This is a genomic window from Streptomyces sp. NPDC006393, assembly GCF_040628575.1.
Classification (GTDB): domain Bacteria; phylum Actinomycetota; class Actinomycetes; order Streptomycetales; family Streptomycetaceae; genus Streptomyces.
Window position 1 is genome coordinate 1 of sequence record NZ_JBEXZD010000079.1, and the last position, 14,497, is coordinate 14,497.

At 71.8% G+C, this 14,497-nt stretch carries 15 protein-coding genes; 6 read left to right on the forward strand and 9 right to left on the reverse strand.

The genetic code is table 11. The features are described from left to right. Positions 1-85 precede the first annotated feature (85 nt). Positions 86-928, reverse strand: coding sequence for a MurR/RpiR family transcriptional regulator (locus tag ABZ484_RS26920; RefSeq protein ID WP_358868504.1), 843 nt, complete (start codon positions 926-928; stop codon positions 86-88). A gap of 308 nt (positions 929-1,236) precedes the next feature. Here ABZ484_RS26920 and ABZ484_RS26925 point away from each other — a divergent pair, with 308 nt between their 5' ends. Continuing rightward, a complete protein-coding gene (locus ABZ484_RS26925) occupies positions 1,237-1,665 on the forward strand; it encodes a hypothetical protein (RefSeq protein WP_358868537.1) in 429 nt (142 codons plus the stop codon). 335 nt (positions 1,666-2,000) lie between these two features. Here the strand turns inward: ABZ484_RS26925 and ABZ484_RS26930 are convergent, their stop codons facing one another. Then, positions 2,001-3,389, reverse strand: a complete 1,389-nt coding sequence (locus ABZ484_RS26930) for a cystathionine beta-synthase (RefSeq protein ID WP_358868505.1) — start codon at positions 3,387-3,389, stop codon at positions 2,001-2,003. 157 nt (positions 3,390-3,546) lie between these two features. Between ABZ484_RS26930 and ABZ484_RS26935 the strand changes: the two genes are divergently transcribed. From ABZ484_RS26935 to ABZ484_RS26945, 3 genes are all read left to right on the forward strand, one after another. Next, positions 3,547-4,572, forward strand: coding sequence for an SGNH/GDSL hydrolase family protein (locus ABZ484_RS26935; RefSeq protein ID WP_358868506.1), 1,026 nt, complete (start codon positions 3,547-3,549; stop codon positions 4,570-4,572). A 188-nt stretch (positions 4,573-4,760) separates the two neighbouring features. Then, positions 4,761-5,981 carry an acetyl-CoA C-acetyltransferase gene (locus ABZ484_RS26940; protein WP_358868507.1) on the forward strand — a complete coding sequence of 407 codons (1,221 nt, stop codon included), beginning with the start codon at positions 4,761-4,763 and terminating at the stop codon, positions 5,979-5,981. A gap of 313 nt (positions 5,982-6,294) precedes the next feature. Beyond that, complete coding sequence (locus ABZ484_RS26945) at positions 6,295-7,125, forward strand: hypothetical protein (protein WP_358868508.1); 831 nt, start codon at positions 6,295-6,297, stop codon at positions 7,123-7,125. A 103-nt stretch (positions 7,126-7,228) separates the two neighbouring features. On the opposite strand, the gene ABZ484_RS26950 is transcribed toward ABZ484_RS26945, so the two are convergent. Next, complete coding sequence (locus ABZ484_RS26950) at positions 7,229-7,540, reverse strand: hypothetical protein (RefSeq protein WP_189899577.1); 312 nt, start codon at positions 7,538-7,540, stop codon at positions 7,229-7,231. A gap of 101 nt (positions 7,541-7,641) precedes the next feature. Between ABZ484_RS26950 and ABZ484_RS26955 the strand changes: the two genes are divergently transcribed. Beyond that, on the forward strand, positions 7,642-7,869 hold the full coding sequence (locus tag ABZ484_RS26955) for a DUF4287 domain-containing protein (RefSeq protein WP_030164109.1): 228 nt from the start codon (positions 7,642-7,644) through the stop codon (positions 7,867-7,869). Positions 7,870-7,981: 112 nt separating this feature from the next. Here the strand turns inward: ABZ484_RS26955 and ABZ484_RS26960 are convergent, their stop codons facing one another. From ABZ484_RS26960 to ABZ484_RS26985, 6 genes are all read right to left on the reverse strand, one after another. Further along, on the reverse strand, positions 7,982-8,893 hold the full coding sequence (locus ABZ484_RS26960; RefSeq protein WP_358868509.1) for a Bax inhibitor-1/YccA family protein: 912 nt from the start codon (positions 8,891-8,893) through the stop codon (positions 7,982-7,984). A 215-nt stretch (positions 8,894-9,108) separates the two neighbouring features. Then, entirely contained in the window at positions 9,109-10,284 is a 1,176-nt protein-coding gene (locus ABZ484_RS26965) for a 4-hydroxybenzoate 3-monooxygenase (RefSeq protein ID WP_358868510.1), read from the reverse strand. 207 nt (positions 10,285-10,491) lie between these two features. Continuing rightward, positions 10,492-11,112, reverse strand: coding sequence for a hypothetical protein (locus ABZ484_RS26970; RefSeq protein ID WP_358868511.1), 621 nt, complete (start codon positions 11,110-11,112; stop codon positions 10,492-10,494). A gap of 188 nt (positions 11,113-11,300) precedes the next feature. Continuing rightward, complete coding sequence (locus ABZ484_RS26975) at positions 11,301-13,235, reverse strand: hypothetical protein (protein ID WP_358868512.1); 1,935 nt, start codon at positions 13,233-13,235, stop codon at positions 11,301-11,303. Between the two features lie 113 nt (positions 13,236-13,348). Continuing rightward, positions 13,349-13,567: a hypothetical protein gene (locus ABZ484_RS26980; protein WP_030164093.1), complete on the reverse strand. Its 219-nt coding sequence runs from the start codon at positions 13,565-13,567 to the stop codon at positions 13,349-13,351. A 50-nt stretch (positions 13,568-13,617) separates the two neighbouring features. Continuing rightward, a complete protein-coding gene (locus ABZ484_RS26985; protein ID WP_358868513.1) occupies positions 13,618-13,833 on the reverse strand; it encodes a hypothetical protein in 216 nt (71 codons plus the stop codon). A 241-nt stretch (positions 13,834-14,074) separates the two neighbouring features. Between ABZ484_RS26985 and ABZ484_RS26990 the strand changes: the two genes are divergently transcribed. Next, entirely contained in the window at positions 14,075-14,473 is a 399-nt protein-coding gene (locus ABZ484_RS26990; RefSeq protein WP_358868514.1) for a helix-turn-helix transcriptional regulator, read from the forward strand. Positions 14,474-14,497: the final 24 nt, after the last annotated feature.

Below are 14,497 nucleotides of genomic sequence, written 5' to 3' on the forward strand. Positions count from 1 at the left end.
CCGGCACACCTTCGTTCGGGCGGGCAGGCTAGCGAGCCTTCGTGAGACGAATCTGAGAACGACGGGCCGGGGTCCGAGAAGGAGTTCAGTCCACGAACAGCCCGCGCGCCGCCGCCCGTGAGTCGAACTCCTCCAGCCGCGCCTGCGCGTCCGGCAGGTCGTCGCAGATGGCCTCCAGGAGCACCCGTCCGAGCAGCATCGGCGCGCACGCCGTGTCGAAGGCGAGCCCGGTGCCGACCGCCGCCGGGAGCAGCAGGTCGGAGTACTTCGCGACCGGCGCGAAGGCCGAGTCCGCGACCGTGACCACGGTCAGCCCCGCCTCCTTGGCGTAGGCCAGGGTGTCGACCACCTCGCGCGGATGCCGCGGCAGCGCGAAGCACAGCAGCGCCGACGCGCCCGCCCGTACGGCGGCGTCGACACGGTCCTGGATCATCGTGCCGCCCTCGTCGAGCAGCCGTACGTCCGGGTGGACCTTGCCGGCGAAGTAGGCGAAGCCGTAGGCCTGGGAGGCCGCGGCCCGCAGCCCCAGGACCGGCAGCGGACGCGAGGCGGCGAGGATCCGGCCCGCCTGCCGCACCGGACCCGGATCGGCGAGCGCCTCCGCCAGGTGCCGCAGGTTCTCGATCTCGGCCTCGACGGCCTGCTGGTACTCGTTGTGCGACGCCGGCTCGGCGGCCGGTTCGGCCGGCGCGACCTCGCGCAGGTGCCGGCGCAGCGCCGGGTAGCCGTCGAAGCCCAGGGCGACCGCGAACCGCGTCACCGAGGGCTGGCTGACCCCGGCCAGCTCGGCCAGCTCCACGCTCGACAGGAACGGCACGTCGGCGGCCCGCCGGACCATGCTGTGCGCGATGCGCCGCTGGGTCGGCGTGAGCCGGTGCCCCTCGAAGAGCGCCTGCAGCCGTGCGGCAGGGCTGTCGGTCCCGCTCATGACGTGCTCCCCCTCCAGAAGTCGTCGACGACCCGGGAGAGTACTCCCCGACCAGTTCCTATTCAGACACCAAGAACTCTGCATGAGGTCATACAGGCCGGGCAAGGGATCGGCCAAGCGCGACGGATCGCGCACGTGTCGCGACCGGCGGTGTGCTACTCGTGGACGCAGCCACCGCCGTCGGCGCGCGCCGCACCGCAGCCGCACCCGGGCGCCGCCGGCGGCGGGCGGCCTTCCCCCGCCGAAGCCGGGGGCTAGCCCCAGTGCGGGCGACGGCCCGGCTCCCTAGCCTGGTCGCCATGAGCGGAATGGACGCGCGTGACACCGACCTGAAGAAGGAACTCGACGCCACCCTGCAGGCCCGCAGGGAACTCGGCGAGGACTACGAGTCCGCGCTGGTCGACTCGTTCCTGGAGAAGGTGGACCAGCGCATCGACGGCGCCGTCGAACGCCGTGTCCGCCGGCAGCTCGCCGAGCAGCAGATGACGGTGGCCCGCGACGCCCGTTCGCCGAAGGCCACCGACACCTGGGGCGAGCGCTTCGGCTTCGGCATCGTCTCGCTGGTGCTGGCCGTGCCGCTGTCCGCGATCGGCGGCGGCGTCGCCCACCTGCCCGGCCTCGTCGCCGCCTGGGCCGGCATCGTCGGCGTCAACGTCGTCCAGGCCGCGCGCACCAACCCCGGCCTCTTCGGCACCCGCCGCGCCAGGTCCTCCCAGGACGACCGCTGGGAGGACTGACACAACGGACACGGAGGTACGCGGGGACCGCCGCACCCCCATCGCTGGGGGGCGGGACGACGGCGGTCCCCGCGGGGGACGCGGGCCGGGTCAGGACCGGGCTTGCGCGTCCATGGCGTCCAGGAGGTCCGGGAGCCGCTCCGGAGGTCCTGCCGCCGTACGTCGCCGACCGGGAGGGAAGCCTCCCCCAGAGCTTGACGCCTGGGTGACACCCCCACCTCCCGCCGACATCCCCCACTCTGCCGGACCCGTGTTAAGCGGGTACTGCGCGCACGTGACACGCTCGTACCACTTTCACGACTCCCCCTCAGCCGCGGGTCACCGCCCGTTCTCCGTCACTGCTTCCCGGCCTTGGCCAGGAACGCCAGCAGGTCCTGCCGGCTGACCACGCCGGTGGGCTTGCCCTCCTCCAGCACGATCGCCGCGTCCGCCGCGCCGAGCACCGACATGAGGTCGGCGACCGGCTCGCCGGAGCCGACCTGCGGCAGCGGCGCGCACATGTGCTTCTCCAGCGGGTCCTCCAGCGAGGCGCGCCTGGTGAACAGGGCGTCCAGCAGCTCCCGCTCCACGACGGAGCCCACCACCTCGGCGGCCATGACGTCGGGGTGACCGGCGCCCGGCTTCACGATCGGCATCTGCGAGACGCCGTACTCGCGCAGCACCTCGATGGCCTGGCCGACGGTCTCGTCCGGGTGCATGTGGACGAGGGAGGGGATGCCGCCCTCCTTGTCGCGCAGCACGTCGCCGACGCGGGCGCTGGGCCCCTCGTCCTCCAGGAAGCCGTAGTCGGCCATCCACTCGTCGTTGAAGATCTTGCTGAGGTATCCGCGTCCGCTGTCCGGCAGCAGGACGACCACCACGTCGTCAGGGCCGAGGCGCTCGGCGACGCGCAGGGCCGCGACGACCGCCATGCCGCAGGAGCCACCGACCAGCAGGCCCTCCTCCTTGGCCAGGCGGCGGGTCATCTGGAAGGAGTCCTTGTCGGAGACGGCGACGATCTCGTCGGCGACGGTGCGGTCGTAGGCGGTGGGCCAGAAGTCCTCGCCGACGCCCTCGACGAGGTACGGCCGCCCGGAGCCGCCGGAGTAGACCGAGCCCTCGGGGTCGGCGCCGACGACCTGGACCCTGCCGTCGCTGACGTCCTTCAGGTAGCGGCCGGTGCCGGAGATGGTGCCGCCGGTGCCGACGCCCGCCACGAAGTGGGTGATCCGCCCCTCGGTCTGCTCCCACAGCTCGGGGCCGGTGGAGTGGTAGTGGGAGAGCGGATTGTTGGGGTTGGAGTACTGGTCGGGCTTCCAGGCCCCCGGGGTCTCACGGACCAGCCGGTCGGAGACGTTGTAGTAGGAGTCCGGGTGCTCCGGCGCCACGGCCGTCGGGCACACCACGACTTCCGCCCCGTACGCGCGCAGCACGTTGATCTTGTCGGTGGAGACCTTGTCCGGGCAGACGAAGATGCACCTGTAGCCCTTCTGCTGGGCCACGATGGCCAGGCCGACGCCGGTGTTCCCGCTGGTCGGCTCGACGATCGTGCCGCCCGGCTTCAGCTCCCCGCTCTGCTCGGCCGCCTCGATCATCCGCAGGGCGATGCGGTCCTTCACGGAACCGCCGGGGTTGAAGTACTCGACCTTGGCCAGGACGGTCGCCCTGATGCCCTTGGTGACGCTGTTGAGCCTCACCAGCGGCGTGTTGCCGACGAGACTGATCATCGAGTCGTGGAATCGCACCGTTGTCTCCGGTTGCTGCACAAAGTGGTCGTGGTGGTGTCGCCAGCCTAAGGCCAGGGGTGGGCGCGGGGCGGTCGTTCACTCTTCGTGGAGATTGGATGACGGTCGGTACGGGGCAAGGAGTGGATGTACGGCTCTGCGGGAGGTGGCGGCGGGCATGACGAGCATGTCGAGGGCGAGGGTGGCCCGGCGGATCGCGGCCGGCGCCGCGTACGGCGGCGGCGGGCTCGGCCTGGCCGGCGCGGCGGCCATGGGGCTGCTGCTGGCCGAGGTGCAGCTGGCCAAGCGCCACGTGGGCAACGGCACGGACAACCACGTGCCGGTCGCGGACGGCCTCTACGGCCATGTCTACGACGCTCCGGGCGACCCCCCGCTGCGGCTGACCATGCTCGGCGACTCCACGGCCGCGGGCCAGGGGGTTCACCGGTCCGGGCAGACGCCGGGCGCGCTGCTGGCGTCGGGCCTGGCGGCGGTGGCCGAGCAGCCGGTGCTGCTGCGCAACGTCGCGGTGCCCGGCGCCCGCTCGGACGACCTGGACCGCCAGGTGGCCCTGGTGACGGCCGACCCGGCGCAGACGCCCGACGTCTGCGTGATCATGATCGGCGCGAACGACGTCACCCACCGGATGCCCCCGACCCAGTCCGTACGCCATCTGTCGGCGGCGGTACGCCGGCTGCGCACCGCGGGCGCCGAGGTGGTCGTCGGCACCTGTCCCGACCTGGGCACCATCGAGCCGGTGCAGCAGCCGCTGCGCTGGCTGGCCCGCCGGGCCTCCCGGCAGCTGGCGGCGGCGCAGACGATCGGGGTGGTGGAGCAGGGGGGCCGCACCGTGTCGCTGGGCGATCTGCTCGGCCCGGAGTTCGAGGCGAATCCGCGGGAGCTGTTCGGCCCGGACAACTACCACCCCTCGGCCGAGGGGTACGCCACGGCGGCGATGGCGGTGCTGCCGACGGTGTGCGCGGTGCTGGGGCTGTGGCCGGCGGAGGAGGAGCGGCCGGACGTGTCGCGGCGCGAGGGGTTCCTGCCGGTGGCCCGGGCGGCGGCGGAGGCCGCGTCGGAGGCGGGTACGGAGGTCACCGCCGCGATGCCGACGGGGCCGCGGGGTCCATGGGCCCTGCTCAAGCGGCGCCGGCGGCGCCGGGTCGCGGAACCGGACCCCGCGCCGGTCCAGGCCCCGACCTGATCTCGCGCTCCCTTGGGGGCGTCCCGCGCCTGGGGGCACCCTCAAGGGCGAGGCACCCTCAGGGAAAAGCAAGCGCTTAGAAAGTTGCGGCGAGGATCACACCGCCGTTCCCGTGACCCGGGCCATACGTCCGGGTAACTTCCCCATGAGCCCCGCCCCCTTACACCTCGCATGCCACTGGAGCCGTGATGCCCGAAGCCGTCATCGTCTCGACCGCCCGCTCCCCCATCGGCCGCGCCTTCAAGGGCTCCCTCAAGGACCTGCGCCCGGACGACCTGACCGCCACGATCATCCAGGCGGCACTGGCGAAGGTCCCCGAGCTGGACCCGAGGGACATCGACGACCTGATGCTCGGCTGCGGCCTGCCCGGCGGCGAGCAGGGCAACAACCTCGGCCGGATCGTCGCCGTGCAGATGGGCATGGACCACCTGCCCGGCTGCACGATCACCCGCTACTGCTCCTCCTCGCTCCAGACCTCCCGCATGGCCCTGCACGCCATCAAGGCCGGCGAGGGCGACGTCTTCATCTCGGCCGGCGTCGAGACGGTCTCCCGCTTCGCCAAGGGCAACTCCGACAGCCTGCCGGACACGCACAACCCGCTGTTCGCCGAGGCCGAGGCCCGTACCGCGGCCGTCGCCCAGCAGGAGGGCACCACCTGGCACGACCCGCGCGAGGACGGCCTCGTCCCCGACGCCTACATCGCGATGGGCCAGACCGCCGAGAACCTGGCCCGCTGGAAGGGCGTCACCCGCCAGGAGATGGACGAATTCGGCGTCCGCTCCCAGAACCTGGCCGAGGAGGCCATCAAGAACGGCTTCTGGGAGCGGGAGATCACCCCGGTGACGCTCCCGGACGGCACGGTCGTCAGCAAGGACGACGGCCCGCGCGCGGGCGTCACCATGGAAGGCGTCCAGGGCCTGAAGCCGGTCTTCCGCCCCGACGGCCTGGTCACCGCCGGCAACTGCTGCCCGCTCAACGACGGCGCCGCCGCGGTCGTCATCATGTCCGACACCAAGGCCCGCGAGCTGGGCCTGACCCCGCTCGCCCGGATCGTCTCCACCGGCGTCTCCGGCCTCTCCCCGGAGATCATGGGCCTCGGCCCGGTCGAGGCGAGCAAGCAGGCCCTGAAGCGCGCCGGCCTGACCATCGACGACATCGACCTGGTGGAGATCAACGAGGCGTTCGCCGCCCAGGTGATCCCCTCCTACCGCGACCTCGGCATCGACATCGACAAGCTGAACGTCAACGGCGGCGCCATCGCGGTCGGCCACCCCTTCGGCATGACCGGCGCGCGCATCACCGGCACGCTGATCAACTCCCTCCAGTGGCACGACAAGCAGTTCGGCCTGGAGACGATGTGCGTCGGCGGCGGCCAGGGCATGGCGATGGTCATCGAGCGCCTCAGCTGATCGTCCGGCCGTCCCGGACGGCTGGCTGAAGGACCGTCAGTGCCCGCCGTAGCACCCAGCGTGAGCGAACGGCCCGGAATCCAAGAAACTCCCGGATTCCGGGCCGTTTTGTGATCCAATCTCCCCCAGAGTGTGACCTATCTCCCCCGGGAAGGAGATCTTCGCAGGTCAGCAGCGTCACGCCCGGCAATTCAAGCGCCGCACAAGCCGCATTCATGCCCGATTGGTGACGTTACGCACTGACAGCTGGATAGTCCGCCCTTCAAGCTGAGGTAGGAAGTCGGGGGTCGACCTTGAACCCAGGAGTACGTCAGTGAGCGCCATGCCGATCGCCCTGCTGCTCACCACGGCTGCCACCGGCGCCGTGGGCGTCGCCGTCCTGCGCACCCTCTTCGCGCTGCGCCGCCAGGTCACGGCCCTGCAGAACCAGCTCGCCGAGAACCACGCCGCCACGGCGCGGGCCCTGCTGCCCGCCGCCCGCGGGCAGTCGGACGCGGAGCAGATACGCGCCGCCGTGGTCCAGGCGCTGGCGGAGGAGCGGGAGCGGGAGCTGGCCGAGGCGCGGGCCTTCTGGGCCGCCCAGGAAGCGCGGGACGCCACGGACGCGCCCTCCCTGCTGGGGCTGCCCGACAGCGAGCTGTTCCTGCCCCGTCAGGCCGACTTCGCGGGTTTCGACCATCTGGAGCCGGTCGCCGAGACCGGAGCGGACGCCGACGAGCTCTCCGGCCTCCCCGGCAGGGACGCCGCCCAGGGCGGTACATCCGGCGAGTCCGCCGAGCTGGCCGCGGCCCGCCGCCGCCACCCCTCGCACCCGGACTTCACCCCGCACCCGTCCCCGGTCGTGGGCGACCACGAGCGCACGGTGGCCACACTGGAGGAACTGGCGACCTCCCGCGTGGAGCTGGCCGACGTCCGCCCGGGCCCGCTGGGCACCCTCGACGTCTACGTCTTCGCCGACGGCACGACCCTGTGCATGACCCCGGGCCACCGCGAGACCGCCGAACGCCTGGCCGAGGCCCTGCGCGCGGGCCGGTCCCCGGTCCTGCTGGGCGGCTCGGGCATCTCCGGCGCCTACACCCTGACCTTCTCCTGCGGCGAGGAGAACGTGTACATCCTGGCGGACCGGGTCATCGCCTCGCTGTAACGACCGGCGCGGCGGTCCGGTGCCGGGCCGCCGGCGCGACGCTACGCGGGGGCCGGGACGCACACGGACTCACACACCCGCGCGTTCCTCATGCCCGCGCGCTTCACACACCCGCGCGTTTCTGTGCCTCCTCCACCAGCCGGACGGCCTCCTGGACCTCGGCCTCGCTCTGGAGTACGAGCGCCAGGTCGTGTCCGGCGACGGTGATCTGGTCCGCGGCCGCGAACATCCCGGCGTCGGGCATCTCGCGCGGCTCCGCCGAGGGGTCCTCCAGCAGTTGTGCCCGCCGGGCCAACTCCCTTGCCAGCGCGAGCGCTTCGGCGGCGGCGGCCCGTTGCAGCCGGCTCTGCGGCGCCGCCCTCAGTCGGTCGGCGAAGTGATCCACTGCCCGGGTCAGAGATGTCGTGTCAACCACGCCGCGAGACTACGCGCCGTACCAGGACTGTTGCCAATACGCGAACGCTCAGGCACGGTGACGTGAAGGACCGGCTTCATCGAACGCGTCCGGAGGCGCCGATGTCCCAAGTCTTCTCCGAAGAGACCCACCGCAACCTGCTCGCCCGCATCCCCCAGTGCACCGGTCGTGAAGTCGCCGACTGGTTGCGCACCGTCGAAGAAGGCCCGGCACTCTGCTTCGAGGAGAGGCTCAGCTGGCTCCGCCACGAGCACAACCTCGCGTACGGCCACGCCAAGGCGATCATCCACGAGTACGACCTGAGGAGGGCCGCGCGCAAACTGCTCTAGGCGCGCCACGGCGCACCGGCGGACGGCGAAGGGCCCCGGCGGGAGCCGGGGCCCTTCGTCACGCGGACGACCGCCGCGGACGACCGATGGCGGTCGCTGCCGCGGACGGCCGCTAGTCGTTGCTGTTGAGGATCGCGATGATCCGCAGGAACTCCATGTAGATCCACACCAGCGTCACGGTGAGGCCGAAGGCCGCGAGCCAGGCCTCCTCGCGCGGCGCGCCGTAGGCGATGCCGTCCTCGACCTGCTTGAAGTCCAGGGCGAGGAAGCAGGCGCCGAGGATGACGCCGATGACACCGAAGAGGATGCCGAGCCCGCCGCTGCGGAAGCCGAGGCCGTCGCCGCCGCCGATCGCGGCGAACAGCAGGTTCACCACTATCAGCAGCAGGAAGCCGAGCGTGGCCGCCATCACGAAGCCGGCGAACCGCCGGTTGACGCGGATCCAGCCCGCCTTGTACGCGACCAGCACGGCGGCGAAGGTCGCCATCGTCCCGATCACGGCCTGCATGGCCGCACCGTTCGCGATGTGGGTGTCGACGATGTTGGAGACGACGCCGAGGAACACGCCCTCGAACGCGGCGTAGGCCAGGATCAGCGCGGGCGAGGCCTTGCGCTTGAAGGACTGCACGAAGGCCAGCACCATGCCGATCAGCGCGGCACCGATGCCGATGCCGTACGACCGGCTGATCTGCGCCTCGTCGACCGGCAGCAGCGCCCAGGCGAGCGCGGCGGTGACGACCAGGGTGCCGAGCGTGGACGCGGTGCGTACGACGACGTCGTCCATCGTCATCCGGCCGGCGGTGGCCGGGGCCTGTGGCGGCGCGCCGTACTGAAGGTCCTGCTGAGCGTAAGGATTCTGCGCGTAGGGGTTGCCGCTCGGCTGGGCGTACGGATTGCCCTGCGCGTACGGATTGCCCTGCGTGCCGACAGCGGGGCCCCCGGCCTGCGGCGCGGTGTTGAAGCCCGCGTAGCCGTTGTCGCGGCTGAATCCCCGTCGCGAGAAGACCGGGTTTCTGCTCCTCATCTCACTCCTCCATGGCCGACACGACGCGACCTTGGCTCAAGAGTAATGGAACGGCAAAGGATCGACCCTAATACCTGGGAAGGATCTTTCCCTCGTCCTGCTGCGGAACACGCTACGCGGGCCGGTGATTCCCGGCCACGGACGGGCCCGTTCATGACCAACCTGCGACATGGCCGGAATCAGCCGGAGATCCGGGGGGATCCGGGAGCACTCCGTCAGCCGATCGGGAACCCGGTGTAGCCCTCGGCGAGGTCGGTCTCGGCCGCCCGGCAGGAGGCGATCCGGTCCAGGCGGGCCACTTGCAGCCGCTCGTCGAACGGTGTGGCGTCCGGGTGACGGTGCAGCATCGTCGTCATGTCGTAGCTGAAGCGCTCGGCCTGCCAGACCCGCCGCAGACAGGTCTGCGAGTAGGCGTCCAGCAGTGCGGTGGAGCCCGTCTCCTGCCGGTGCGTCAGGGCCCGCGCGAAGGTGACGACGTCGCCGACGGCGAGGTTCAGGCCCTTGGCGCCGGTGGGCGGCACGATGTGGGCGGCGTCGCCGGCGAGGAAGAGCCGGCCGTGGCGCATGGGTTCGTGGACGTAGGAGCGCATCGGGGTGACCGACTTCTGGGTGATCGGTCCGCGCCGCAGCGTCCAGTCGTCGTCCGTCTCCAGCCGCCGCTCGAGCTCGTCCCAGATCGCGTCGTCGGCCCACGTCTTCGCGTCGGTGTCGGCGGGGACCTGGAGGTAGAGGCGGGACACGGAGGGGGAGCGCATGGACAGCAGCGCGAAGCCGCGGTCGTGGCGGGCGTAGACCAGCTCGTCGTGGGAGGGGGCGACGTCGGCGAGGATGCCGAGCCAGCCGAAGGGGTACGTCCGCTCGAACACGCGCGAGAGGGCGGCGGGGACGGCCTTCCGCGACACTCCCCAGAAGCCGTCGCAGCCGACGACGTAGTCGCACTCCAGGACGTCCTCGAGCCCGCCGTGGCGGAACCGGACGGCCGGGTGGTCGCTCTCCACGTCCTCCACGGCCAGCGCCTCCGCCTCGAACAGCAGCGGTCCGCCCTCCTTGAGCTGGAGGGCTATGAGGTCCTTGCAGACCTCCGTCTGGGCGTAGACCATCACGGACCGCCCGCGGGTCAGCCGGGGGAAGTCCACCCGGTGCCGGCGACGGTCGAACCGCAGCTCGATCCCGTCGTGCCGCAGCCCCCTGCGGTCCATCCGCTCCCCGGCACCGGCCGCGCGCAGCACGTCGACCGTGCCCTGCTCCAGGATTCCGGCCCGCTGCCGCTGCTCGACGTAGTCGCGGTCACGGCTCTCCAGGACCACCGAGTCGATTCCGGCGTTGTGGAGCAGCCGGGCGAGGAGCAGGCCGGCCGGGCCGGCTCCGATGATGCCGACGGTGGTGCGCATCGGTCGTTCCCTTCGGGTGGGCGTCGTTGCCTTGTTCGCGTGGTGAAGTTTTGTTCACCGATCTCGCCTTGCCTGAGTCTCCGCCCGCACCCACCCGATGTCAATGGTTCCCGTCCGCACACGACGACGGCCGGCCGCCGGGTCCGCGTTCACGGTCGCGGACCCGGCGGCCGGCCCAGGGGGACGACCGCGACGACTACGGCCCGGTCAGCGACCCGGCCAGCCGTCCAGGTGGCGGTGCAGGGTCACGGCGGGCGGCGCCTCGCCCTTCGGGGCGGCGGCGACCGCGTCGTGCAGCACGGTGCCGACCTCGGCCGCCAGACCGTCGACCCGCGACTTCAGTTCGGCGGCGGGGAGCGAGGAACGGGTCAGCGCGTCGAGCCGGCGGTGGATGTCGTCGAGCTTGCGCCGGGTGGCGGCGTCGAAGGTGATCGGGGTCGGCGTGGAGACGACGAACTGGTAGGCCCCGGCGAGGGTCTGACAGCCCGCGCACTTCTTGTTGGCGGCGTCACTGAGGTTCACCGCGTTCAGGTGCGTGCGCTCGCCGGCGAACGTGACGATCTGGAAGGACAGCGCCACGGAACGGCACGCGTCGTCGGCCGAGCAGCCGACGGAGACGGCGTTGGCCTGGTTGCGCACGGCGGCGGCGTTCACCGTGCCGTACTGGCGCACGGTGAACGAGTCCCTGGCCTGTGTGTGGTGCACCCGGTCGGCGTGACTGAACACGTGGTCGGAGGCAACGGCGGCGTGCGGCACGGCGGTCGCCGCCTGCGCCGGCACGGCGGTCGCCACGCCGGCGACCCCGGCGGCGAACAGCCCTATCCGCACGGCTCGCTGAGTAAGGGGACGACTGGAGGAACGTGGCTTGCGATGACTGCTCATGGGTATCTCCTGCGATCAATTTGACGTAGCTGCGGGCAGTCGTGCCGCGGGGCGGCACGGGTGGGCGCAGCGGCGCCTTTCAAGCGGTGCTAGCGCCCCCCACCGAGCCCCACCGGCCCGCACCGCTCCCGCCCTCAGGGCGAGGCGGCAACAGGACTGGCGGACCCGCTGCCGGACGGCGGCGGCACCGCGGATGTGCTCTCGCTCGGCACGGCCGACACGCTCTCGGACGCCGTGGGCGAAGCCTCCGGCACCGACCCCCCGGCCGACACGGACGGCGCCGGCTCCCCCACCGTGCCCTCGCCGCTGGGCACCTCCCGACGCGTGGCACTCGGCTCCGCGGAGGCCGCACCCGACGCCTCGACCGGGGAGGCCGCACTGCCCGACGCCGACGCCGACGGTCCGTCACTGGGCCCCGCCGTGCCGGCGGAGGCCGTCCCCGCCGTCCCCGACGGCACCGCGGAGGCCCCGCCGGACGGCTCGCCCGACGACGGCCCTCCCGGCGTCGAGGCGTGCCGCGGCCGCGGCTCCTGCGTGGACACCCCGGGCTGGAGGATCGGCGCGATCGGCGGTTTCTTCGGCAGCGGCTGCGGTGTCATCCCGGACACCCAGGCATAGCCGAGCCCGCTGAGCCCGGCCAGCGTCAGCGCGCACACCGCCAGCCGCAGGACCGGCCGCCCCGCCGTGGCCCGCTTCGCGGCGCGGAAGAGCCGCCCGCCGAGCTTCACGGAGAGATAGACGACGCCGGCCATCGGGCACAGCAGCATGACGCAGCCGATGAGGCCGACCAGGCCCTCGACGATCCGCCCGTCGACGAACGCCGAGCCGGTGCCGGCGATCTGCTCGGTCAGCGACCGGATCATGGTGGTGATGATGCGCGGCAGGTTCCACAGGGCGTAGCCGAGTTCGCCGACGATCAGCGGGACCATCGTCAGCACCCAGGTGGCGACGATGGTGCGGGCCGACTTCTTCAGCCCGGCGACCTCCTTGCGGGCGGCCCGGCCCTTCCTGCCCGGCACCAGGCCCAGCAGGATCGGCTTGATCTTGCCGTACAGGTCGGGCACCCCGGCCAGGTCGCCGAGGATGTAGTAGCCGTCGAGGCGGACGGCCGGCATCAGCTGTTCCAGGATCTCGAAGTGGCCGAGGTAGACGGCGGCCAGGAAGAACGGCGCCCCGGTGGCGAAGTACGCCCCGGCCATGGCGAGCATGAAGACGACGTTGAAGTACACCCCGCCCAGGTCGGTGCGGAGCCGTCCGGCGCGGCCGATCCGGTAGACGTCGGTGACGTCGGTGTACATCGACGGCCAGATGAGGAAGAGCCCGCAGCCGATGCACCCGGGGTGGGCGCCACCGTATCTGCAGGCGGAGGCGTGGCCGAACTCGTGGAAGACGAGGGAGGCCACGGTGAGGACGAAGACGATGAGGATGAGGACGGGCTGGTCGAGGACCTCCAGGACCGGCTCGATCGCGCCGAAGAAGCCGAACAGCCAGACGTCCATGACGACCGCCGAGGCGAGCACCAGCGCGACCACGGCCGGCCGGTGCAGCCAGGCGAACGTCCGGGCGATCCTCGCCGTACGGCGCTCGTTGAAGATCACCCGGTGGCCCTTGAGGGCGAGCAGGAGGTCGGAGCGCGGTGCGTCGACCTCCTCGCTCTCCTGGCCGTCGGGGACCGTCACACCGAGCGGTTCGAGTTTGTTCTCGACCAGGTAGCGGATGTTCTCGCCGCTGACCTCGCGCCCGAACCGTGCGCTGACGCGGTGGGCGATGGTCTCGGTGTCGCGGTCGCCGTCGATGGACGAGGCGACGAGATACAGCAGCCGTGACAGCTGCACGACCTGCCCGTCCCCCCGACGGGCGATGTACTTGGGCTCGGTGAAGCCCGACCCCTGGTACTCGCCGTGCAGCCGCAGTCCCGCGCTCAGACGTGGGACGAGCGGCGGCGGCTGCTGCCCGACCAGCGGCAGGGTGCCCGTCGCCACCTGCTCGTAGGTCACCGGCCAGCCGCCGGGCCCGGGGACCGGGCCCGTGTCGTGCAGTGTCGGCGCCCCGTCTCCGAGCACCGTCATATGTGGTCTCCCCCCACGTCATCCTTCCGGGGGCGGACCGCGTCGTACCCCCCGCGCGGTCCGCCCCCGGTGGCGTCGTCGGCAGCGCCGCTCGGGGCGCTGCCGTGGTGCCGCTACTGCGTGACGTTGATGCTCTGGACGGCCTGCGACTCGGCGGCGGACCACGCGGAGTGGTCGTTGAGCGCGGCGGACTCGTTGTGCGCCGAGATGTTGGCCACGTGCTTGGTGACGTTCACCGACTTGGTGAAGCTGAACTTCAGCCGGCCGAGGGCCTCGCGGCCCGGCAGCAGCTCCGCCGACTCGGTGTCCAGCTCGTGCATGTCCATGCTCATGACGGACGTCCTTCCGATTTCTAAGTGTCTGGGTAGGTGTGGGGCAGGCGTTACTGGCTGACGCTGATGCTCTGACCGGCGCCGGAGCTGGCCACGGAGCCGAACGAGTGGTCGTTCAGGGCGGCGGACTGGTTGGCGGCCGAGATGTTGGCGACGTGCTTGGTGACGTTCACCGACTTGGTGAAGCTGAACTTCAGCCGGCCGAGGGCCTCGCGGCCCGGCAGCAGCTCCGCGGACTCGGCCTCGAGCTCGTGGGCGTCCATCATGGTCAATTCCCCCTCAGGGATGGGCGTGTCCGGTCGGAGAGAGTCAGGTTCCCCCCGGACTCTGTCCAACTTGGTCGGACGAGCTGTCCAACGAGATTGGACACTAGGGCCTCGTGAAGCACTTGCGCAACCCCCTCCACGAATCCCCCTCTCGGCCACGTGCGCCGACGCCCGTAGAATCGGGCTCCACGTGGAGGGTTCCCACGGGTTTTGCCAGGCGGCGAGCAGGAAGTGACCACCGGTGGCCAACGCACTGCAGCAGTTGATCCGTGAGCGCCTCGACCGCAAGGGCTGGTCCTACGGCGACGTGGCGCGCCGCGGCGGCATCCCCCGCTCCACGGTCCACCACCTGGCCACCGCCGACCGCGTGGTGCGCATGCCCCAGCCGGCCACCCTCGAAGGACTGTCCAAGGGCCTGGAACTCCCGTTGGACACCGTCCGCCGGGCCGCCGCGGAGGCCTGCGGCATCCACGTCTACGGCCCCTCCGCCACCCCGGGCGCCGACGGGGAGGCGTCCCGCCCCGCGGACCCCGAGGTCGACCTGCTCATCGCCAGCGTGCAGAAGCTGTCGGCCGACGACCGCCGCCACGTCGCGGCCCTGGTGGAGTCCCTCCTGGACCGCGCCTCACGGGAGAACTGACGGTCCCGAGCACGGGCCGGACAA